This is a genomic window from Paraburkholderia fungorum (assembly GCF_902833645.1).
In the GTDB taxonomy this organism is placed as follows: Bacteria; Pseudomonadota; Gammaproteobacteria; order Burkholderiales; family Burkholderiaceae; genus Paraburkholderia; species Paraburkholderia fungorum.
Genome location: NZ_CADFGE010000001.1, coordinates 1,041,277 through 1,061,196, shown reverse-complemented (window position 1 = coordinate 1,061,196; position 19,920 = coordinate 1,041,277). Strand labels below are relative to the sequence as shown.

Sequence of the window (19,920 nt, the reverse complement as noted above, 5' to 3'; positions counted from 1 at the left end):
GCCTTTCCTTGAATTGTTAGTGGTCTATTAGCGTTGCCCCTGTGCGGGGCGGCACCTACTTTTCTTTGCCGGCCGCAAAGAAAAGTAGGCAAAAGAAAGCGGCTCACACCGCTAATTCTTAAGCGGGTCCCCTGGATTGGAGAGGGTAGTGGTGCATCTGGAATCTGTGTTCCCGCGCACTCCGCGTCAGCGACAAGGCGCTCATCAGCTCCCACTCCGCACTGCGTGCGTCGCGGACGGGTCTGCCAGGGAAACCAGCAGCTTCGCTTCGCACAGTGGGAGCCGTCGGCTTCGCCTCGGCGAGATGCCCCCGCTCTGATTGGCCAACCCCACTTGGGAAATGTCGGTGTGTTGCTTTCGCTTTCGCTGCCGCGGTTGCGCTCGCAGCAGCGGGGCAGCGGCGGGGCAACAGCGAGCAGAGAACCGGGGCAACCGGGAAAGCGAGGCCGCGGCCTGGTGACAGCGATGCGCCGACGAGTCCCAATCTGGACAAATCGAGGCGCGAAAACCGCAGCGGGCGAATCGAGGCGCGAAAACCGCAGCGGGCGAATCGAGGCGCGAAAACCGCAGCGGGCGAATCGAGGCGCGAAAACCGCAGTGGGCGAATCAAGGCGCGAAAACAGCAGTGGGCGAATCAAGGCGCGAGACCGCAGCGGGCGGATCAAGGCGCGAAACCGCAGTGGGCGGATCGGGGGGAAGTCGTAGCGGGTGGGGATGGGAACGGGGTATCGGCGCGCGCAGCGCCGCCGGAGGTATGACTGCCTTGTCACTAAGGCGAAGTGTGCGAGGCGACAGATTCCAGATGCACCACTACCGCTACTGTGCGGGGGACCCGCTTATGAGCTGGCGGGGTGAAGCCGCTTTCTTTGCTTATCTTTCTTTGCGGCGGCAAAGAAAGTAAGTGCCGCCCCGCACAGGGGCAACGCTAATAGACCACTAACACAGCAAGGAAAGGCCAAAAGAGCCAACAACCAGCCCCATACAGCCCACGAACCCAGCAAAAAAGCCAAAAGCGCACCACCAACAACCAACTACCCGGCAACGCCCCAAAAAAAACCGCCAGCCGCCTAGGCAAACAACTCAATCTTCACTTAGCCAACTTGGAATGCCGCCGCGAATACCCAAAATAAATCACCATCCCAATGAGCAACCAAACCACAAACGCGATCCAGGTCACCGCCTGAAGATTAACCATCAAGAACAGGCAAGAGGCGACCGCCAACACCGGCACAACCGGCACACCCGGACACCGGAACGCCCGCGGCAACTCCGGATGCGTCTTACGCAAAACCAGAACCGCAATCGACACCATCGAAAACGCGGCCAACGTGCCGATGTTGATCAACTCAGCCAACACATTCAACGGCACCAGCGCGCCAATCAACCCAAAGAAAATCCCCACCAGCCAAGTCGTAAAGAACGGCGTAGCAAACTTCGGATGCACCTTCGAAAGCTTCGCAGGCAACAAGCCATCCCGTGACATCGCGAAAATGACCCGCGTCTGGCCATAGGCCATCACCAGAATCACCGTCAGCATGCCCAGCACGGCGCCAAGGTCGATAAATCCCGCGACCCACTTCTCGCCCACTACCTGCAACGCATACGACACCGGATGCGAAATATTCGCGAATTGCGCCGACGGCACAATGCCGGTCACCACAGCCGCCACAGCGACGTACAGCACCGCGCACACACCCAGCGAAGCAATAATCCCGATCGGCAAATCACGCTTCGGATTCTTCACTTCTTCCGCCGCGGACGACACGGAATCGAACCCGATAAACGCAAAGAACATCACCGCCGCCGCGCCGAACACGCCGTTCCAGCCGTTCGGCATGAACGGATGCCAGTTCGCCGGCGTCACGTGGAAAACGCCCACGCCGATCACCAGCAGCACCACAGTCACCTTGATCGCCACCATGATGTTGTTGATTCGCGCAGACTCACGCACGCCAATCGACAGCAACGCCGTAATCGCCATCATCACGAGGAAAGCCGGCAGGTTGAACAGTGTCTCGTGCCCCGGCAACGCGCCTGGCGCCGCGGTCAGCGCAACGGGCAGGCTCACGCCGAAACCCGACAGTAGCGATTGCAGATAACCCGACCAGCCGACCGATACCGCCGACGTCGCCAGCCCGTATTCGAGCATCAGGTCCCAGCCGATGATCCACGCAGCCAGTTCGCCGAGCGTCGCGTATGAATACGTATAGATAGAACCCGCGACCGGTATGGTCGACGCAAACTCGGCATAGGCGAGCGCAGCGAAACCGCAGGCAACCGCCGCGATCAGGAACGACACCATCAGCGCCGGGCCGGCCTGAACGGCGCCCGTGCCGGTCAGCACGAAAATGCCGGTGCCGATAATCGCGCCGACGCCAAGGAAAGTCAGATCGAGCGCGCCAAGCGCTTTTTTCAGGCCGGCGTTCTGAACGCTCGCGGCGATCATGTGCTCGACGTTCTTCTTGCGAAACAGGGACATTGGCGGTGGGTCTCCAGTAGTGCACGCATCTTGCGCGCCGAATGTCGGAAAACCCTCGATTTTAGCGGATGCGCGCTCACGCACCATTTTGGGACGGTGTTTCTGGCGGCGATGCGGCGGGCGGAAAATACTTGAGGAACGGGTGCCGGGCGAGGCATTTGTCTGAAGAAGCCGCGCGGGGGAAAGATTTTCGCCCGCTGCGCCGCCAATCAGGATGGGAATAGCTCTCTCGTCGTTCTGCCCGTAGCGCTCGCATGCTCTGCAGCGAGCGCCGAAGAAAAGCCTCAGCCGGCCATCGCCGGATTCAGGTCGACGAGGCGGTTGCTCATCACATAAAAGGTCAACTCGGCGTTATTGCGCAGCTTCATCTTCTCGAGCAGCCGTGTGCGGTACACGCTGACTGTCTTCACCGACAGCGATAACGTCGTGGCAATGTCCGTCAGCCGCTTGCCGGACGCCAGCATGCATAGCGTCTGGTATTCGCGGTCCGAGAGCTTTTCGTGGGGCAATTGTTCGCCGTCGAAAGAGACATAGTCCGCCAGCGCTTCGGCCATGGCCGGGCTGACGTACTTGCGGCCCGCCGCGACCTGCTGGATTGCGCCGATCATCTGCGCGGCATCGACGGTTTTCGACAGGTAGCCGGCGGCGCCCGCTTTCAACGCGCGCACGGCGTACTGGTCCTCGCGGTACATCGAGAACATCAGCACGGCGACGCGCGGCGCCTTGCGTTTCAGGCGTTTGAGCACTTCGACGCCGTTCATGTCGGGCAGCGAAATGTCGAGCAGCACGACGTCGTAGCTGTGCTGGGCGACGGCGTCGAGCGCCTCGGCGCCGCTTTGCGCCTCGGTGACTTCGCGCGCGATGCCGCGGTCGAGCAGCAACTGGCGGACGCCCTGGCGAACCACCGCATGGTCGTCGGCGAGCAGAATGCGCAGGCTCATGATGGCGTGCTCACGATTGCAGCGCGCGACGCGTAGCGCCCGGTGCGCTCGCCAGCATCGCATCCCACGCAAAGCGTGCGCGTACCAGCGTGCCGCGCGACGTTTCACCGCTGTCGTTGCGGCGCGACGCCACCCGCCGGGCGCTGATGCGCAGCGTGCCGTCGAAAGCCGCGCAGCGCGCCTGCATGCCGCTCAGGCCGAAGTGGCCGCGACGGTCGCGCGCGTTGCGCGTCACGCCGATGCCGTCGTCGCTGACGATCAGCGTCAGGTGACGGCGGCCGGTTTCGATCCGCACGTCGGCGGATTCGGCGCGCGCATGCTTCGCGATGTTGTTCAATGCTTCCTGGGCGACCCGAAACACGGCCAGCGCAGCGTCGGTGGGCAGGCGCGCGAGCCGTGCGTCGGCGGCGCAGACGAAACTCGTGCGCAGGTTAGTGCGTGCGGCGAAGTCGCGAATCCATTGCAACAGCGAGCCGGCAATCCCCGCTTCGAGCGACGGTGCATGCAGTTCCGCGACGGCCTGGCGGCTGGCGGCGCATACGGCGTCGAGCGAACGATTCGCAACGGCCAGCGCCGCGGCGCATTGCTGCGGCGCATCGGCGGGCAGCCAGGTTTCGACGCCGGCAAGGGCGAAACGCGTCGCGGTCAGCTCGGCGCCCACGCCGTCGTGCAGTTCGCGCGCGACATGGCGGCAAGCCGCTTCCTGCGCCTGAACGAGTTCGGCCGACAGTTCGCGCACGCGCGCGCGCAGCAGCGCGAGTTCGCGCTCAGCAGCGGATTGCGGCGCGGCGTGAGCGAGTGAGGGCGTAGTGTGAGTGCCAAACGGGACGATAACCGGGGCAACAGCCGGGACGACAACCGACGTATCCATGACTTTCCCTCTCAGGAAGCAGTGTGGCCGGCGAAGCGGGTGCGCATCGGCGCGAAGACAAAAGAACGCATGCGAGTCTCTGGCCTCCAGTGATGTCTTTGAAGCGTTGTGCGCGACGGACAAATTGCTACGCTGTGGCGTAACGAAATTTACATTCAGTAACATGCAGGTCGTGCCACGGATGGTGTGCAAACCGACCGATCGTGCGCCGCGATGATATCTTAAAAAAAGAAAAAATGCAGGTACACCAAGGGTTAGCGCGTATATTTCACGCAATGGTTGATGTTCTGCAACGGTCGATCTGTAGGAATAATACCGACGCCAAATGTTAAAACAATGGCACTCATTTGTAACCGTGCAACAAAAAAGGAGCCCGGAGGCTCCTTTTTGCTGATGCGCGGCGCTGGCCGCTCGATCCAGGTGTCCGCTTAACCCACGAACGCCTTTTCGACCACGTAGTGACCCGGCGCATTGTTGCTGCCTTCCTGGAAGCCCAGGTCGTCGAGCAGCTTGCGCGTGTCGCGCAGCATGTGCGGGCTGCCGCACAGCATCACGCGGTCGTTTTCGAGCGAGAAGCCCGGCACACCGAGGTCGGCGAACAGTTTTTCGGTTTCGATCAGTTCGGTGATGCGGCCGCGGTTCTGGAACGCTTCGCGCGTCACGGTCGGGTAGTACAGCAGCTTTTCCTGCACCAGTTCGCCCAGATGCTCGTGCGCCGGCAGGTGGTCCGTGATGTATTCCTTGTATGCCAGTTCGTCGACGAAACGGCAGGTATGGGTCAGGACCACGCGCTCATAGCGGTCGTAAATGTCCGGATCCTTGATGATCGACATGAACGGCGCGAGGCCGGTGCCGGTGGACAGCAGCCACAGCGTCTTGCCCGGCAGCAGGTTGTCGGCCATCAGCGTGCCGACCGGCTTCTTGCCGATCAGGACTTCGTCGCCGACCTTCAAATGCTGCAAACGCGACGTGAGCGGGCCGTCCTGCACCTTGATGCTCAGGAATTCGAGGTGCTCTTCATAGTTCGCGCTCGCAAGGCTGTAGGCGCGGATCAGCGGCTTGCCGTCCACTTCGAGGCCCACCATCGTGAACTGGCCGTTTTCGAATCGGAACGACGGATCGCGCGTGCAGGTGAAGCTGAAAAGCGTATCGGTCCAGTGATGGACGCTCAGGACGGTTTGTGAATTCAGGTTGCTCATGGCTTCTTGGATAGTGCGAAAAAGGCGGCCAGTCGTTAGAGCCGGCCGGCACGGCAAGGGCAATGCTGCGCTAACCCGAGCTCGGGAATCACGCGCAATCTGCTATTTTACCGCGCTCGCTGCCAGAGGGCTGCGGCGCGGCGGTTTAGCGCGGTGAAGCGGATTACCGGACCTGGAAGCGGCGGCGCCGGCAGTAGTCACGATTGGCGCCACGAAGTACGTTGGCGTGGTGGTATCCGCGCTTCAGCAGGGGTACGGCGACGGGCGCAAACCGCGCTGGGCGGCTGCCACCGGTTGTCCGGCATGCGCCGGATAGGCGCGCCGCGCGGGCAACATTTTCAGGATGATACCGAAACCTGCCGTGCACCGCAGCATTGACCCTGCTGATAAAACTGGCAAAGCACCGCGCGCGGCGCGTCGCCGGTCAGGCCGGGGCCGTCACACGCTTCTTGCCGCGCTGCTTCAGGACCCTTGCCTGCAGCACGATCACCAGCAGCAGGAAAACCCCGCGAATCACGGATTGCCAGTACGCCGAAAGGCTGATGAACCCAAGCCCATTCTCGAAATTCAGCAGATTGAACACCAGTCCGAGCAGCAGCACACCGGCGATCGTCATCGCAATCGAGCCTTCGCCACCGGTGAGCAAAGTGCCGCCGAGCACCACCGCCGAGATCGCGAACAATTCCCAGCCGACGCCTTCGTTCGGCTGTCCCGCGCCGAACTGCGCGGCGAGGATGACGCCGGCCATGCCGGCGAGCAGGCCGCTGACTGCGTAAGCCATCACCAGCGTGCGGTCGACGTTCAGGCCCATCAGCCGCGCCGCTTCGTCGCTGCCGCCGATGGCCAGCGAATGCCGCCCGAAGCGCGTGCTGCGCAGCGCGAGCCAGCCGGCTACCGCCGCCACCACCGCCACAATCCCCGGGATCGGCAGGCCGAACAGATCGCCTTGACCGAAGTTGCCGAAGTTCGAGTCGGCGGCAATCGACACAGCATCGTTCTTGCCGAGCAGCAGCGCGACGCCGTGCGCGCCGAGACTGGTGGCGAGCGTCACGATGAAGGGCAGGATTTTCAGTCGCGTGATGATCAGACCGTTGAGCACGCCGACGGCCACGCCCGCCGCACAACCGGCCAGAACGGCGACCCAGCCGCCGTACACGCTGGTCAACGCGGCGACGACGCTGGCCAGAGCGGCCACCGTGCCGACCGACAAATCGATCCCGCCCGTGATGATGACGAAGGCCATGCCGATCGAGATCAGCGCGAACATCGAGTTGTAGCGCCAGAACGAGGTGATGTTGTAGGCCGAACCGAAATGGTCGTAACGCACGAGGCCGAGCACGACGAGCGCGACGAGGGCGATCAGGATGGGGAGGTTCTTTTTCATCGCATCGAATCCGGAAGTGTCTTACCGTGAGCGCCGCTGCACATAAACCGCCGCGATGATGATGCCGGCTTTCACCACCAGCGCTGCCGCGTCGGGAATGCCGTGCGCGAGCAGCGTATAGCGCAGCATCTGGATGATCAGCGCGCCGATCAGCGTGCCGCCGATGTACGCCTTGCCACCCGTCAGCGCCGTGCCGCCGACCGCCACCGCGGCGATCGCGTCGAGTTCGACGCCGAGTCCCACCACGTTCGCATCCGACGACGAATTCACCGAGATCGAGATCAGCCCGGCCAGCCCCGCAAGCGCGGCGCATAGCGTGTAGGCGATGAGCTTCACGTTGGCCGTCGGCACCCCGCACAGGTAGGCGGCCTTTTCGTTGCCGCCGGTGATCAGCAGATACTGGCCGAACAGCGTTTTGCGCACGATCCATGCGAACAGCACGACCAGCGCGAGCATCAGCAATACCTGAAACGGCACGCCGGCGACCTTGCCCAGGGCGATCCACTGGAAGGCGGGCGTATTGAACGCCTGCAGGCTGCCGTCGGTGACGACCTGGGCGATGCCGCGCCCGGCGATGAACAGCACCAGCGTCGCGACAATCGGCTGGACCGATAGCCTCGTCACCAGCAAGCCGTTGAAGACGCCGCACGCGGCTGCCGCCAGCACCGGCAGCACGAACGCGAGCGCAATGCCGCCCGGTCCGGGAATGTTCAGGAACAGCATCGGTGCGAGCGCGCCCGAGATCGCCATCGACGCGCCCACCGATAGGTCGATGCCGCCGGTCGCCACCACCAGCGTCATGCCGATGCCGACGATCACGATCGTCACCACCTGCGTCATGTTGACGTTGAAGGTTTGCAGCGACCAGAAGTGCGGGGTGAAGATCAGATTGAACAGCACCATCGCGAGCAGCACGATCACTTCGCGTTGCATGGCGAGGTGCCGCCATTTCTTCACTGTCGAGGCCGCCGTGGCGCGCGGCGCTGCGTTATCCGGCAGCGGTATCGGCTGCGAGGCTTGGGTGGGCTGCGTATGCAACGACTCGGTGTGCAACTTAAGCGCCATGACGGTCGCCCTCCAACGCGTCTTCGATATGGGCGGCGTTTGCCGTTTGCGCGGCTTCGACCAGTTGCGACTGGCCGTCGCTGCCGTAGGCGATGGCGTCCATGATCGCGGTCTCGCTCATGTCGGCGCCGTTCAGTTCGGCGACCGTGCGGCCGTCGCGGATCACCACCGCGCGGTCGGCCACGGCGGTCAGTTCCTCGAGCTCGGAAGCGGACAGCAGCACGGCAAGGCCCGCATCGCGCAGTTCGCGCACGATCTTCGCGACGTCGGCTTTCGCGCCGACGTCGATGCCGCGCGTCGGCTCGTCGAGCAGCAGCAGCGAAGGCTCAGCGGCGAGCCAGCGGGCGAGCAGGACCTTCTGCTGATTACCTCCGGACAATTCGCGAATCGGCTGATCGGCCGAGCGCAGCTTGATGCCGAGCGACGCGATGAAACGCCCGACAATCGCCTGCTGTTTCTTCACGTCCACCACGCCGTTCTTCGCCAGCGCGCGCAAGCAGACGAGCGTGAGGTTGTCGCGCACCGAGAGTTCGGGAACGATGCCTTCGGCCTTGCGGTCCTCGGTGAGGTATGCGAGGCCGCGCGCGATGGCATCCTGTGGTGATTTCAATGCCACCGCCTCGCCGCCAATCGACAACGAGCCTTGTTCAAGCGGATCGGCGCCGAACATCAGGCGCATGGTTTCGGTGCGGCCCGAGCCGAGCAGGCCCGCGAGACCGACCGCCTCGCCCGCATGCACTTCGAGCGACACATCGCTCACCTTGGGATGCGTGCCCAGATGCACCGCGGCGATCGCCTGCTTGCCGCGCCGCGCGAGATTCGCCTCGCGCGCGGCGGCATCTTCCTGCACGACGGCGGCGAGGGTGCGGCCGAGCATCGTCGTGACGAGTTGCAGCTTGTCCATCTCCGCCATCGTGCTTTGCACGACCGTCTGGCCGTCGCGCATCACGGTGACGCGGTCGCACAGCGCGTACAGTTCATCGAGCCGGTGCGAGACGAAGATCACCGCGCGGCCGTCGTCGCGCAGCTTGCGCACCACGGTGAAGAGCAGTTCCACTTCGCGTTCATCGAGCGACGAGGTGGACTCGTCCATGATGACCATCTTCGCATCCGACGAGACGGCGCGCGCCAGCGCCACCATCTGCTGGATCGCGGTCGAATAGCGGCCGACCGGTTTCTTCACATCGATCTGCAAGCCGAACGATTCGAGCAGGGCGGCGGCGCGCGTATGCACCGCGCGCCAGTCGATCAGACCGAAACGGCGCGGCTCACGGCCGAGGAAAATGTTCTCCGCCACGGAGCGAAACGGCACCAGGTTGATCTCCTGATAGATGGTGCTGATGCCCGCTTCGCGTGCCTGTTTCGGGGTGCGGAAATCGACTTCGCGGCCTTCGAAGCTCACGCTGCCCGAGCCGCGCCGATAAGCGCCGGTCAGGATCTTGATCATGGTCGATTTGCCGGCGCCGTTCTGGCCGATCAGCGCGTGCACTTCGCCGGCCGCCACGCTCAGCTTGGCGCTGCGCAGCGCGGGTACGCCGCCGAAGCTGATGCCGATATCCTGCATCTCCAGTAGCGGCGTGCGGGTGAGGGGGGCGTGTGGCGTCTGCGTGCCGGATTCCGTCACGGATGTCCTCCTGATGCGTGTGCTGCTTCACGTGCCGGCTGAGCTTGCAGCGTGGGACGCACATGTGAGCCGCTGTGACCATTCGTTCGGGCGCTATGCCGACGGTCTCGCCGAACCATATTACGCCGCACCAAAGTCAAGCGGCGGCTCATGAAAAGCGAAGCGACGACCCGTGCTGCCACGAGCGCGTCGCTCCGAACCCTTCTCGCCACCCGCTCCCCGAGGAGACTGATCCGGAGCGGGGACGTCCTGCGGGCACTGCCCTGAAGAGGCTTGCCGCGCGGTATGGAGCGCGTGGGCCACGCCGTTCAGGCATAGTCCTCAAGCTGCATAACCGCGTGTACGACGGCGCGCCTGTCGATCAATAGCCGCGTATCAATAGCCGTACTGCATGTTCTGCTGCACGTTGCTCTTGTCGTAGAAGCGGTCCGACACCTTGACCCAGGTCGGGATCTTTTCGCCCTTCGCGTAACGCTGGGCGACGTCGCAGGCGAGCGGGCCGAAGAACGGGCTCGATTGCACGCTTGCGCCGAGTTCACCGGCGGCGATTGCATCCATGCCGCCCTTGGTGCCGTCGATCGTGACGATCTGGATGTCCTTGCCCGGCTGCTTGCCGGCCGCCTTGATCGCGGCGATCGCGCCGAGCGCCATTTCGTCGTTATGCGCGTAGACGGCGGTCACGTCGGGATGTGCCTGCAACAGCGTTTCCATGACCTGACGTCCCTTGTCGCGCGCGAAGTCGCCGCTTTGCGAGGCGATGATCGTCATGCCTGGATTCTTCGCGATGACTTCGTCGAAGCCCTTCTTGCGATCGTTCGCAGCCGACGCGCCGGTGGTGCCTTCGAGTTCGATGATCTTCGCCTTGCCGCCGGTGGCCTTGACCAGCCAGTTGGCGGCCCGATGGCCCTGATCGATGAAGTCGGAGCCGATGAAGGTGATGTAGTCGCGGCCCGCCTTGGCGACCGACTGGTCGACGTCGCGGTCGACCAGGATTACCGGAATGCCGGCCTTCTTGGCCTGCAGCACGACCGGCGCGAGCGGCTTTTCTTCGCGCGGCGGGAACACCAGCAGATCGACGTGCTGCGCGATCATGTTCTGGATATCCGATACCTGTTTCGCGTTCGAGCTGTTGGCGTCGGTCATGACCAGTTGCCAGCCGCACTTCGCGGCGACGTCCTTGAAGCTCTTGGTCTCCGCGAGACGCCACGGATTGTTGCTTTCGGTCTGCGCGAAGCCGACTTTCAGCGGGGTCTTGTTGGGCAACTTCGGCAACGCGTCGTCGGCGTGCGCAGTGGCGACGCCGAACCCGATTGCCAGAGCCAGCAGCGAACCTGCCAGCGGACGAATCTGTTGCTTGCGCACGTGCTTGCGCGACTGCGTGTTGAGCGACGCCATTGTCTTCCTCCAGTACCGATGAGATGTATTTGCTTTTAGTGTTTCTCCTGGCGGCGGGGTTGCTTCACCCCGACCGCACGTGCCGATTATTTCATCGAGAATTATTATCGGTCAATCACTAATAATATTAATTGCCGGCTTTTTTGCCTCGGTAATTACCCTGACCGAGCCGCGCTCGATGAGCGGTCCGTCGAGTTTCACCAGCCGGTGCCGCACCGGTGCGCCGGCCGCGCGGTTGTGTTCTTCCTGCAGCAAGGTTTCGACGGCCCAGCGTCCCAGTTCATAGTTCGGCAGCACCACCGTCGACAGCGGCGGATGCGTGTGACGGGCAATTTCCTGGTCGTCGTAGCCGAGCACGGAAATGTCTTCGGGCACGCGCAGGCCGAGTTGCTTGAGCGCTTCGATCGCACCCAGCGCGGTCAGGTCGTTGGCGCAGAAGATCGCGGTCGGCGGATGGGCTTCGCGCATCAGGGAGAGGGTCATTTCGAAGCCGAGCCCCGAACTCCAGTCGCCGTCGCGCACCAGTTCCGGCGCGAACGGCAGATCGGCGGTGGCGAGGGCGGTGCGATAGCCCTTCAGACGGTCTTTCGAGGCGTCCTGCCACGGCTCGCCGTTGATGTAGCCGATCCGCCGATGTCCCGCCTGCAGCAGATAGTCGGTCGCCAGATGGCCGCCCGCGACCTCGGCGGGCACCACCGACGACACCGCGCTTTCGCTCGTATAGCAGTTCAGCAATACGGTGGGCACCTGCGAGAGCGCCGTGGGCAGTGTGACCTTGCGGGTGTAGACGGTCGCGTAGATCACGCCGAATACGTGCGGGTTTGACAGTGTGGCGTCGAGCACCTGCTTTTCGATGTCGGCGTTGCCGTGCGTCGAGTAGACGGCCAGCATCTTGCCGTTTGCATAAGCCACATCGCGCGCGCCGTCGATGTTGACGACCGGATGTGGACTGGTGGAGATCTCGTCGGCCAGATAGACGATCAGGTTGCGCTCGTCGTTCGAAGCCGACACCGGCTCGCGCAGCGAAAGCCGGTAGCCGAGGTCGTGCGCGGCCTTCAGCACCTTGTTGCGGGTGGTCTCGGAGAATTTTGCGCCGGTCGCGTTGTTCAGGACCAGCGAGACCGTGGATTGCGACACGCCGGTGAGCTTGGCGATGTCGGTCATGGTCGGACGGCGTTGAGTCGATTTTTTCATTGTGCGGGCCGCGTTGCAGCGGCGCAAAAACAGGGGCATGCCGGTGGCATTCGTGGTGCGACGGTACCACTAATAATATGCACGCAGCAACGCGCGCTAACCCGCCATTTGGGAGCTTCTAGCAGCACGTGGACGGGTCAAATTAGACAAATTTATTACTAATAATATTGACCGATGTGCTTTGGCGTGCGATTCTCGGTCGCGCGAACCTTGATGGTTCGCCGGCTGCGCGCTGTGCGCGGCATGCCATAGGAGACATTGATGGGCGTTCATGCCGCCATCCGCCTGAGGCCCGGCCTTTTCTGACCATGCGCGACGTTTCCTTGAATCCGGTCCGGCCCTTCGGCCATGAACTCACCGAGCTCACGTGGCTCGACGACCCCGCGATCGCGCCGACGCTTGTCACGCTGACTTCAGGCGCCACACGCGTGGTGGTCGCGCCTGAAATCGGCGGCGCGCTGGCAGCTTATTACGAGTCGACGCCCGCAGGCCTGCTGCACTGGCTGCGGCCAGCCACGCAGGGAGCGTTCGACGAACGCGATCCGCTGCGCATGGCGAGCTTCCCGCTTTTTCCCTACTGCAACCGGATTCGCGACGCGCGCTTTCAGTTCGGCGGCGTCACGGTCGATCTGAACGGCAGTGACAAGCGTTTTGCGCACGCGCTGCACGGCAATGCGTGGCGGAGTCCCTGGCAGGTAGGGGCGAGCACGGAGCGCTCGGTGGAGTTGCACTTCGAACACGAGCCGGATTCGCAGCGGCCCGGTGACTGGCCGTTCCGTTATCGCGCGCGGCAACACATCGAGTTGATCGGCGGCGCGCTGCGTATCGCGATGTCCGCGCAGAATCTGAGTGAGCGGCCGATGCCGTTCGGCATGGGCCATCATCCGTACTATCCGCGCACTGCGCAGACACGTGTCTACGCCAATGTGCAAGGCATGTGGCACGCGGACGCGGACGTGCTGCCCACGCATCTCGGTCCGCACCCGGCGGTCGAGGCGCTGCGTCACGGCATGTCGCCGGATGCGTTCGCGCTCGACAACAACTTCGCCAACTGGTCGCGCGAGGCGACGATTGCGTGGCCCGACGAACACCGTCAATTGACGATGACCGCCGACGCGCCCTTCAATCATATGGTGGTGTTCGCGCCCGCCAACGATACGCAACTGTGCGTGGAACCGGTGACCAACACCACCGATTGTTTCAACGCGGTCGGCATGCGGGAGCACGTGGGCGGCTGCGTGATGCAGCCAGGCGAGGAGATTGCCGCGGCGCTGAACTGGACGCCGCGCAAGGGCTAGTTCGGAGCGGGGCTCACTCCACCCGCAACCGCGCCATGTACGGCAGGTGATCCGAGAGCCACGCGGTTTCCTGCGTCGGCTGGATCCATTCGACCGGTTGCATTCCACGCACGAACATCTTGTCGAGCGCGAGCGCTGGCGAGAAGGCCGGGAACGTGCGAGCGGATTCGCCGAGCAATGTGGCCACTTCCTGCAGACCGTGTTCGGCGAAGAGCGGCACAGAGTCGTTGCGCCAGTCGTTGAAGTCGCCGGCCAGCACCAGCGGACCGTCCGGTGCTTCTTTCGCGATCCAGTGCGCGATCCAGTTCATCTGCCGCAAGCGCGCCGAGCGCGTGAGCGCGAGATGCGCGCACAGCAGCGTGACCGAATGACCGCCGAAGGTGGCTCGCGCCACCAGCAGCCCGCGCCTTTCGAAGCGGTGCGCGGAGATATCCCAGCGTCCGCCGAGGTCGAGCGGATGCGGCGACAGAATCGCATTGCCATGCCGCCATGACGGCTTGAACACGTTCGGTCCAAGCGCAATTTCGAGTTCGGCCGCGCGTGCGATCTCAGTGGCCTGGCAATGCCAGACATCGCTTAATGGATCGGCGAGCGGCGAGCCGAAACTGCTCGCCAGCATCGGCGAGGGCATGCGTCGCGCCATCGCTTCCTGTAAAAAATACGCGTCCGCGCGGGTCGACTGAACCCAGCGCTGCATGGCCTGCCAGGCCTGAAAACCGAGCGGTGTGCGGCCTTTGTGCAGATTCCAGCTCACCGCAATGAAATCCTTGGGCGCTGCGCTCTCGCGGATCAATTCTTCTGGGTTTCGCATGCCGCGTTGTCCACGTGTTCTGTTGAGGCTTCGGTTGTTCGCTTGAGTTTGCTCGAGGTTGCCTGGACCTGCGCTGGTGCGACTGCTCCAGCGCAGGCTCGGGTCTAATCAGGACTGTTTGCAAGGCTCGCACGCACGCGATAGACCAGCTTCGGATCCTTGTCGACGATCGTCCAGGTGGCCCATTGGCCGGCCGGCACTGTCAGACCGGGATGGCTCGCGCTCACCTGACGCGGTTGCGGCGGCAGCTTGCAGCCGGTGTCGGTCTGCTGCGGGGCGTCTTCCTCGAACGTTTCCTGCGCGTCGATTGACAACGTGACCGCGCTCGCATCCGCCCGCAGCGGCGAGACCGTCAGCGTGCGCGCCAGATCGATGCTGCCGCCAGGCTGGTCTTTACAGCCGACGTTGTGCTGCACCACCTTGTGATGCGTGTCCGTGCGCGCCTGGCCGACGGTCGTAGTGCCGTCGAACGAATCGATCTGCTGGCCGTCGCGCATGACCTGCAGCTGCCATTGCACGACCTGCTGCGCCGACCCTTGCGCGTTGGCAAGCAGTGAGGTGCCGAACAGCGCGGCGGTCAGCACCGCGGCGATACTGGTTTTCCACATAAACAAAATCTCCGGTCACTGCATCCGGCAGGTTAGACAGAAGGCCATCTTACGCCTGATGCGCTGAACGCCTTTCTGACATTTCAAACAGGGCCGGGTTCAGCAATACAGTATTTCAGGTGGGGCAAGGTATCACCGAAAACAAGCCGTTGTTAGCAGCAGAGCCGCACGACTGCTGGCTTGCACACGAATATGTCATCGCTACACTGAACCTGGAACGGCGCCCATCAGGCGCCGTAGCAGCAAGGCCAGCCAGACGGGGTGAGCGATGACAACAGCCATGGTCAAACAGGAAATCGCCGTAGCATCTTTCAGCCAGGTGTACGACCTCGATCAGGTCGAGCACGCACTGAACGATCTCGGTGAAGGCGCGAACGAGGCACTGCGCGCCACATACGAAAAGATGCTGAAAACCGGCAATCTGCGCTTCTGCGTCAAGCCGAACCGGATGCCCTCGATCGACGATCTGATCGACGCTCTGCCCAATTTTTCAGCGCCACTCGACGACATCCGCAAGCAGGTCGCCTTGTGTCTTGAAACCGAGGACCGTCTCGAACTCATGCCGATCCTGCTGCTGGGCGACCCGGGCATCGGCAAGACTCACTTTGCCAAGCAGTTGGCGCGCCTGCTCGGTACCGCCTACCAGTATGTTGGGATGAGTTCGTTGACGGCAGGGTGGATTTTGTCGGGTGCCTCGTCGCAATGGAAGAACGCCAAGCCGGGCAAGGTGTTCGATGCGCTCGTGAACGGCAGTTACGCGAACCCCGTAATCACGGTCGACGAAATCGACAAGGCCACCGGCGATTCGCAATACGATCCGCTCGGCGCGCTTTACGCGCTGCTGGAACACGACACGGCACAGGCTTTTATCGACGAATTCGCCGAGATCCCGATCAATGCCGGCCACGTAATCTGGATTGCGACGGCGAACGACGAGCGCTCGATCCCCGAGCCGATTCTGAACCGGATGAACGTGTACGAGATTCCGCCGCCGGATCACGACGGCGCGCGCCGTATCGCCCAATCGATCTATCACGAGATTCGCTCGGCGCATAACTGGGGGCTGCGCTTTCCGGAAACCCTCGGCGACGCCGCGCTCGATGCGCTGAAGCTGGCGTCGCCCCGTGAAATGCGGCGGGCGATTCTGAATGGCTTCGGCGCGGCGCGCATTGACGGGCGCGATGGAATTGAAGCCAGCGATATCAGGCTGGATTACGGAAATCGCCGAAAACCGATCGGTTTTTGAGGTTTTTTGCGCCGTTTTTGTGTGAAAACCCCCTTCAACGGAGTTTATTGAGGTTGCAAATCGGGTATCCATACCGAAAATAAGGTGAATGCTTCGGCAATTGTTGCTAATTACGAGGTGCGATTGCGTCGTGGCACATGCCGTCCGCGCCGCCGTTGTGCATCCGGCCCGCATGAAGAGTCGAGCGCGGCTGCCGTCGGCGGCGTACACTGATCCTGTCCGAAGCATGCGTTTTAGACCTGTTCGAGACCGAATGCCCGCAGTTCCGACTGCGGGCATTTGTGTCTGTGCAGCGTCGTGCAATGTTTCCAGACGGTTGCGGAAGGCCAGGAGCGTTCGACAGCGAGCGGTGTGCGGTTCTCGATAGCCGCACCCTGTCTTCATGGTTATCGGGTGAACGAGGCAGCGCGCGGCAAGGTTGGCCGCGTCAAGGGACATGGATCAGATCGAATGTGTAGTGATCGGCGCAGGCGTGATTGGCCTCGCCGTGGCGCGTGCCCTCGCGGCGCGCGGGCGCGAAGTGATCGTACTGGAAGCGGCCGAGGCGATCGGTGTGGGCACCAGTTCACGCAATAGCGAAGTGATTCACGCGGGGATCTACTACCCACGCGGCTCGCTAAAAGCGGCGCTCTGTGTGCGCGGCCGCGAGATGCTCTACGAATACTGCGCCGAGCACAACGTGCCGCATTCACGCTGCGGCAAACTGTTGGTGGCCACCTCGCGCAATCAGATTCCTCAGCTCGAAAGCATCATGGCGAAAGGGCGCGAGAACGGCGTGCTCGACCTGATGCGGATCAACGGCGATCAGGCGCAAGCGCTCGAACCCGCGCTCGAATGTGTGGAGGCGGTGTTTTCGCCGCAGACAGGCATCGTCGATAGTCATCAGTTGATGCTGGCGCTACAGGGCGACGCCGAGCGCGACGGCGCGGTGTGTGCGTTCCACGCGCCGGTCGAGGCGATCGAGGCGAGCAACGGCCGCTTCATCATCAAGGTGGGCGGCAGTGCGCCGACCACGATCAGCGCTGCCTGCGTGATCAACAGCGCCGGTTTGCAGGCGAACGCGCTGGCCCGCACGATTCGCGGCCTCGATGCGCGCCATGTGCCGCCGCTTTATCTCGCGCGCGGCAACTACTTCAGCATCTCGGGGCGCGCACCGTTCAGCAGGCTGATTTATCCAATGCCGAACGAAGCCGGGCTCGGCGTGCATCTGACTATCGATCTCGGTGGCCAGGCGCGCTTCGGTCCGGACGTCGAATGGGTCGATGCGATCAATTACGACGTCGACCCGCATCGCGCGGATGCCTTTTACGCGGCGATTCGCGCGTACTGGCCCGCGCTTCCCGACCATGCGCTGCAGCCCGCTTATGCGGGAATTCGTCCGAAGCTTTCCGGCCCAGGCGAGCCCGCCGCCGATTTCGTGATTCAGGGGCCGGCCGCTCATGGCGTGCGCGGGCTCGTCAATCTGTTCGGTATCGAGTCACCGGGATTGACCGCCTCGCTGGCAATTGCGCAACGCGTTTGCGAATTGAGCGGGCGCGCCTAATCGTCGCACTTCGGGTTTTCACTCAGATTCTCACGCTCATGCGATTAACCGGCACCCCGCGCTCGATTTTCGGGCGCGGTGTCGTACCGATTCGCTTATCTCTATCATTTGGGTCGTCACGCGTAACGGCTTCATTGCTATCCTTGGGGACCGCTGTCACCAGAACGGCGATCAGTTCAATATAAATGGAGTGAGTCCCCCATGAAATCTTCCCGTCGTACGTTTTTGATCACCAGCATTGGCGTGGCATCGACTCTCGCGTTGTCGCGCCAGGCCTTCGCCGACGCACCGAAGGTTGCCGAAACCGATCCGACCGCTCAGGCGCTCGGCTATAAGGCGGACGCAAGCAAAGTCGACAAGGCGAAGTTCGCGAAGTATGCAGCCGGCCAGGATTGCGGCAACTGCAGCTTCTATCAAGGCAAGCCGACCGACCCGTACGCGGGCTGCCCGATGTTCGCGGGCAAGCAGGTCGCGAGCAAGGGTTGGTGCAGCGCATATAACAAGAAGGCCTGATTTCGTTTCAGCCGCGCGCACATTCAGTGGCGCGGCCAATGCGCTGCAACATGGCAGCGCCGGGCTACGGTCCGATCATCGAGGCGTCTGCCGCTCTGCGCGGCAGACGCCTTTTTCGTTGGTGAGCGATCTGCCGACCTTTGCGGTCAGGCGAATGAAGCGGCCCGACTGGGCCGATACGCCGCGAGCCGCCTCCTCGTCTAGCTGCGTGCCTGCATCAGCGGCGGCCGCCTGTCGAACCATGGCCGAGCCGTTTCGAGCTGCGCGGCTAGCCGCAACAGCGTTGCTTCACCGCCGTTGCGTGCGGCGAACTGCACGCCGATAGGCAACCCGCGCGCGTTCCAGTAGAGCGGCACCGACATCGCCGGTTGTCCGCTCAGATTGAACAGCTCCGTGCATCCCGCCCACGCGAACGCCTTGTTCGACGCTTCGGTCAACAGCTTCTTCATCAGCGGTTCGAGCGGCATGGCCGTGACGGCGCGCATCTGCATGCGTTCCGCGGAGGTAGGGTGCATTTCGCCGATCTTGATCGGCGCGCCCGCAAGCGTCGCACACAGAAGCGCGTCGTAGCGGTTCAGCAAATCGGTAAGGCGTTCAGTGATACGGCGTTGTTCTTCCAGTGCGCTCGGCAGGCCACGTTCGCCAAGTTTGCGGCCGACATGCGCCATGGCCCATGTCGAGATCTCGAATTCGCCGCGCAGCGGTTTGCGGCCCGTGATGCGGTCGGCGTTCAGCACCATTTCTTCCGCCGTCACCGACCAGAGCATCAGGAACGCATGGCGGACTGCCGCGAAATCGATCCCGAGCGATACCGGCTCGATGTTGTGTCCCAGCGAACTGGCGAGTTGTGCGGCGTCTTCGAGCGCGGCGCGCGAGTCGGTGGAGAGCGAAGGCGCCAGCATCGAATCGGTGACGTAGGCAATGTTCAGCGGCTTGCACGGCTCGCGGCTTGCGCCAAGGAAAGTGCCCGGCGCGCCGAGCGGTCTATCGGCGTTGCCCGCCAGCAGGTCGAGCAGTAATGCGCTGTCGCGCACGCTGCGCGATACCGCATGATCGACACCGAGTTCGCCGACCGGCGCCGTCGGCGCCGCGCGCGGCACACGTCCGCGGGAAGGCTTGAGACCGAATAGTCCGCAACAGGACGCGGGAATGCGGATCGAGCCGCCGCCGTCCGACGCGTGCGCAAGCGGCACGATGCCCGCGGCGACCGCCGCGGCCGCGCCGCCGCTCGAGCCACCGGGCGTGTGATCGAGACTCCAGGGATTACGGCACGGGCCGAACAGTTCGGGCTCCGTATAAGGCATCTGGCCGAGTTCGGACGTGCTGGTCTTGGCGAAAATATTGAGGCCCGCCGCCTTCGCCAGTGCGACGACCGGGGCGTCCTCGGTGGGGATGAAGTGGCGATAGTGGCGGCTGCCCATCGACATGCGCAAGCCGGCCACCGCCGCACCCAGATCCTTGATCAGAAAGGGCACGCCCGCGAGCGCTGCCTGCGCGCTTTCACGGTCCGGATGATTCGCGCGTTCTGTTCTGCTCGCGTCATCGCGCGAGGCACGCTGACGCGCGGCGTCATAGTCCTTCAGAACAATCGCATTGATCGCGGGATTGACGGCCTCCGTGCGGGAGATCGCGATGTCCAGCAATTCGCGAGCGCTTGCTTCGCGGCTTCGAACCAGTTCGGCGAGGCCGATGGCGTCATGGGCGAGATAGTCTGATTGCACGACGCTAGGGCCCTCTCTATTTTGAATG

The 19,920-nt window shown here is 63.2% G+C and carries 16 protein-coding genes; 4 read left to right on the top strand and 12 right to left on the bottom strand.

The genetic code is table 11. The features are described from left to right. Positions 1–1,087: 1,087 nt before the first annotated feature. The 9 genes from bcaP to HWX91_RS04750 all read right to left on the bottom strand — a co-directional run bounded on the left by bcaP (position 1,088) and on the right by HWX91_RS04750 (position 12,122). Positions 1,088–2,479 (bottom strand): branched-chain amino acid transporter BcaP, encoded by a 1,392-nt coding sequence (gene bcaP, locus HWX91_RS04790; protein WP_028197763.1) that lies wholly within the window; start codon positions 2,477–2,479, stop codon positions 1,088–1,090. 284 nt (positions 2,480–2,763) lie between these two features. Beyond that, the gene (gene rqpR / locus HWX91_RS04785) at positions 2,764–3,420 is read right to left on the bottom strand and encodes a response regulator transcription factor RqpR (RefSeq protein WP_028197764.1); all 657 of its coding nucleotides are present in this window, start codon (positions 3,418–3,420) and stop codon (positions 2,764–2,766) included. A 10-nt stretch (positions 3,421–3,430) separates the two neighbouring features. Further along, positions 3,431–4,291, bottom strand: a complete 861-nt coding sequence (locus HWX91_RS04780; protein ID WP_028197765.1) for a sensor histidine kinase — start codon at positions 4,289–4,291, stop codon at positions 3,431–3,433. Positions 4,292–4,719: 428 nt separating this feature from the next. Beyond that, complete coding sequence (locus HWX91_RS04775) at positions 4,720–5,490, bottom strand: ferredoxin--NADP reductase (RefSeq protein WP_007179649.1); 771 nt, start codon at positions 5,488–5,490, stop codon at positions 4,720–4,722. Positions 5,491–5,914: 424 nt separating this feature from the next. Continuing rightward, the gene (locus HWX91_RS04770) at positions 5,915–6,874 is read right to left on the bottom strand and encodes an ABC transporter permease (protein ID WP_028197766.1); all 960 of its coding nucleotides are present in this window, start codon (positions 6,872–6,874) and stop codon (positions 5,915–5,917) included. A gap of 21 nt (positions 6,875–6,895) precedes the next feature. Then, positions 6,896–7,939, bottom strand: coding sequence for an ABC transporter permease (locus HWX91_RS04765; protein WP_028197767.1), 1,044 nt, complete (start codon positions 7,937–7,939; stop codon positions 6,896–6,898). After that, on the bottom strand, positions 7,929–9,503 hold the full coding sequence (locus tag HWX91_RS04760; RefSeq protein WP_169741871.1) for a sugar ABC transporter ATP-binding protein: 1,575 nt from the start codon (positions 9,501–9,503) through the stop codon (positions 7,929–7,931). The genes HWX91_RS04765 and HWX91_RS04760 overlap by 11 nt, the downstream gene beginning before the upstream one ends. A gap of 435 nt (positions 9,504–9,938) precedes the next feature. Then, positions 9,939–10,958 carry an ABC transporter substrate-binding protein gene (locus HWX91_RS04755; protein WP_028197769.1) on the bottom strand — a complete coding sequence of 340 codons (1,020 nt, stop codon included), beginning with the start codon at positions 10,956–10,958 and terminating at the stop codon, positions 9,939–9,941. A gap of 111 nt (positions 10,959–11,069) precedes the next feature. Then, a complete protein-coding gene (locus HWX91_RS04750; RefSeq protein WP_028197770.1) occupies positions 11,070–12,122 on the bottom strand; it encodes a LacI family DNA-binding transcriptional regulator in 1,053 nt (350 codons plus the stop codon). A gap of 338 nt (positions 12,123–12,460) precedes the next feature. Between HWX91_RS04750 and HWX91_RS04745 the strand changes: the two genes are divergently transcribed. After that, complete coding sequence (locus HWX91_RS04745; RefSeq protein WP_042275671.1) at positions 12,461–13,450, top strand: aldose 1-epimerase; 990 nt, start codon at positions 12,461–12,463, stop codon at positions 13,448–13,450. A gap of 13 nt (positions 13,451–13,463) precedes the next feature. On the opposite strand, the gene HWX91_RS04740 is transcribed toward HWX91_RS04745, so the two are convergent. Further along, complete coding sequence (locus tag HWX91_RS04740; protein WP_028197772.1) at positions 13,464–14,261, bottom strand: endonuclease/exonuclease/phosphatase family protein; 798 nt, start codon at positions 14,259–14,261, stop codon at positions 13,464–13,466. Between the two features lie 104 nt (positions 14,262–14,365). Beyond that, on the bottom strand, positions 14,366–14,869 hold the full coding sequence (locus tag HWX91_RS04735; protein ID WP_028197773.1) for a hypothetical protein: 504 nt from the start codon (positions 14,867–14,869) through the stop codon (positions 14,366–14,368). Between the two features lie 268 nt (positions 14,870–15,137). Between HWX91_RS04735 and HWX91_RS04730 the strand changes: the two genes are divergently transcribed. The 3 genes from HWX91_RS04730 (at position 15,138) to HWX91_RS04720 (ending at position 18,171) form a co-directional block, all read left to right on the top strand. Then, entirely contained in the window at positions 15,138–16,115 is a 978-nt protein-coding gene (locus HWX91_RS04730; protein WP_028197774.1) for an AAA family ATPase, read from the top strand. A 436-nt stretch (positions 16,116–16,551) separates the two neighbouring features. Continuing rightward, complete coding sequence (locus HWX91_RS04725; RefSeq protein ID WP_028197775.1) at positions 16,552–17,658, top strand: NAD(P)/FAD-dependent oxidoreductase; 1,107 nt, start codon at positions 16,552–16,554, stop codon at positions 17,656–17,658. A 201-nt stretch (positions 17,659–17,859) separates the two neighbouring features. Beyond that, a complete protein-coding gene (locus tag HWX91_RS04720) occupies positions 17,860–18,171 on the top strand; it encodes a high-potential iron-sulfur protein (RefSeq protein WP_028197776.1) in 312 nt (103 codons plus the stop codon). Positions 18,172–18,371: 200 nt separating this feature from the next. Here the strand turns inward: HWX91_RS04720 and HWX91_RS04715 are convergent, their stop codons facing one another. Further along, a complete protein-coding gene (locus HWX91_RS04715) occupies positions 18,372–19,892 on the bottom strand; it encodes an amidase (protein WP_028197777.1) in 1,521 nt (506 codons plus the stop codon). Positions 19,893–19,920: the final 28 nt, after the last annotated feature.

Bases quoted from the DNA above. Each gene is read 5' to 3' on its own strand.
- bcaP (WP_028197763.1), bottom strand. From the start codon at position 2,479: ATGTCCCTGTTTCGCAAGAAGAACGTCGAGCACATGATCGCCGCGAGC.
- rqpR (WP_028197764.1), bottom strand. From the start codon at position 3,420: ATGAGCCTGCGCATTCTGCTCGCCGACGACCATGCGGTGGTTCGCCAG.
- HWX91_RS04780 (WP_028197765.1), bottom strand. From the start codon at position 4,291: ATGGATACGTCGGTTGTCGTCCCGGCTGTTGCCCCGGTTATCGTCCCG.
- HWX91_RS04775 (WP_007179649.1), bottom strand. From the start codon at position 5,490: ATGAGCAACCTGAATTCACAAACCGTCCTGAGCGTCCATCACTGGACC.
- HWX91_RS04770 (WP_028197766.1), bottom strand. From the start codon at position 6,874: ATGAAAAAGAACCTCCCCATCCTGATCGCCCTCGTCGCGCTCGTCGTG.
- HWX91_RS04765 (WP_028197767.1), bottom strand. From the start codon at position 7,939: ATGGCGCTTAAGTTGCACACCGAGTCGTTGCATACGCAGCCCACCCAA.
- HWX91_RS04760 (WP_169741871.1), bottom strand. From the start codon at position 9,503: ATGCAGGATATCGGCATCAGCTTCGGCGGCGTACCCGCGCTGCGCAGC.
- HWX91_RS04755 (WP_028197769.1), bottom strand. From the start codon at position 10,958: ATGGCGTCGCTCAACACGCAGTCGCGCAAGCACGTGCGCAAGCAACAG.
- HWX91_RS04750 (WP_028197770.1), bottom strand. From the start codon at position 12,122: ATGACCGACATCGCCAAGCTCACCGGCGTGTCGCAATCCACGGTCTCG.
- HWX91_RS04745 (WP_042275671.1), top strand. From the start codon at position 12,461: ATGCGCGACGTTTCCTTGAATCCGGTCCGGCCCTTCGGCCATGAACTC.
- HWX91_RS04740 (WP_028197772.1), bottom strand. From the start codon at position 14,261: ATGCGAAACCCAGAAGAATTGATCCGCGAGAGCGCAGCGCCCAAGGAT.
- HWX91_RS04735 (WP_028197773.1), bottom strand. From the start codon at position 14,869: ATGTGGAAAACCAGTATCGCCGCGGTGCTGACCGCCGCGCTGTTCGGC.
- HWX91_RS04730 (WP_028197774.1), top strand. From the start codon at position 15,138: ATGACAACAGCCATGGTCAAACAGGAAATCGCCGTAGCATCTTTCAGC.
- HWX91_RS04725 (WP_028197775.1), top strand. From the start codon at position 16,552: ATGGATCAGATCGAATGTGTAGTGATCGGCGCAGGCGTGATTGGCCTC.
- HWX91_RS04720 (WP_028197776.1), top strand. From the start codon at position 17,860: ATGAAATCTTCCCGTCGTACGTTTTTGATCACCAGCATTGGCGTGGCA.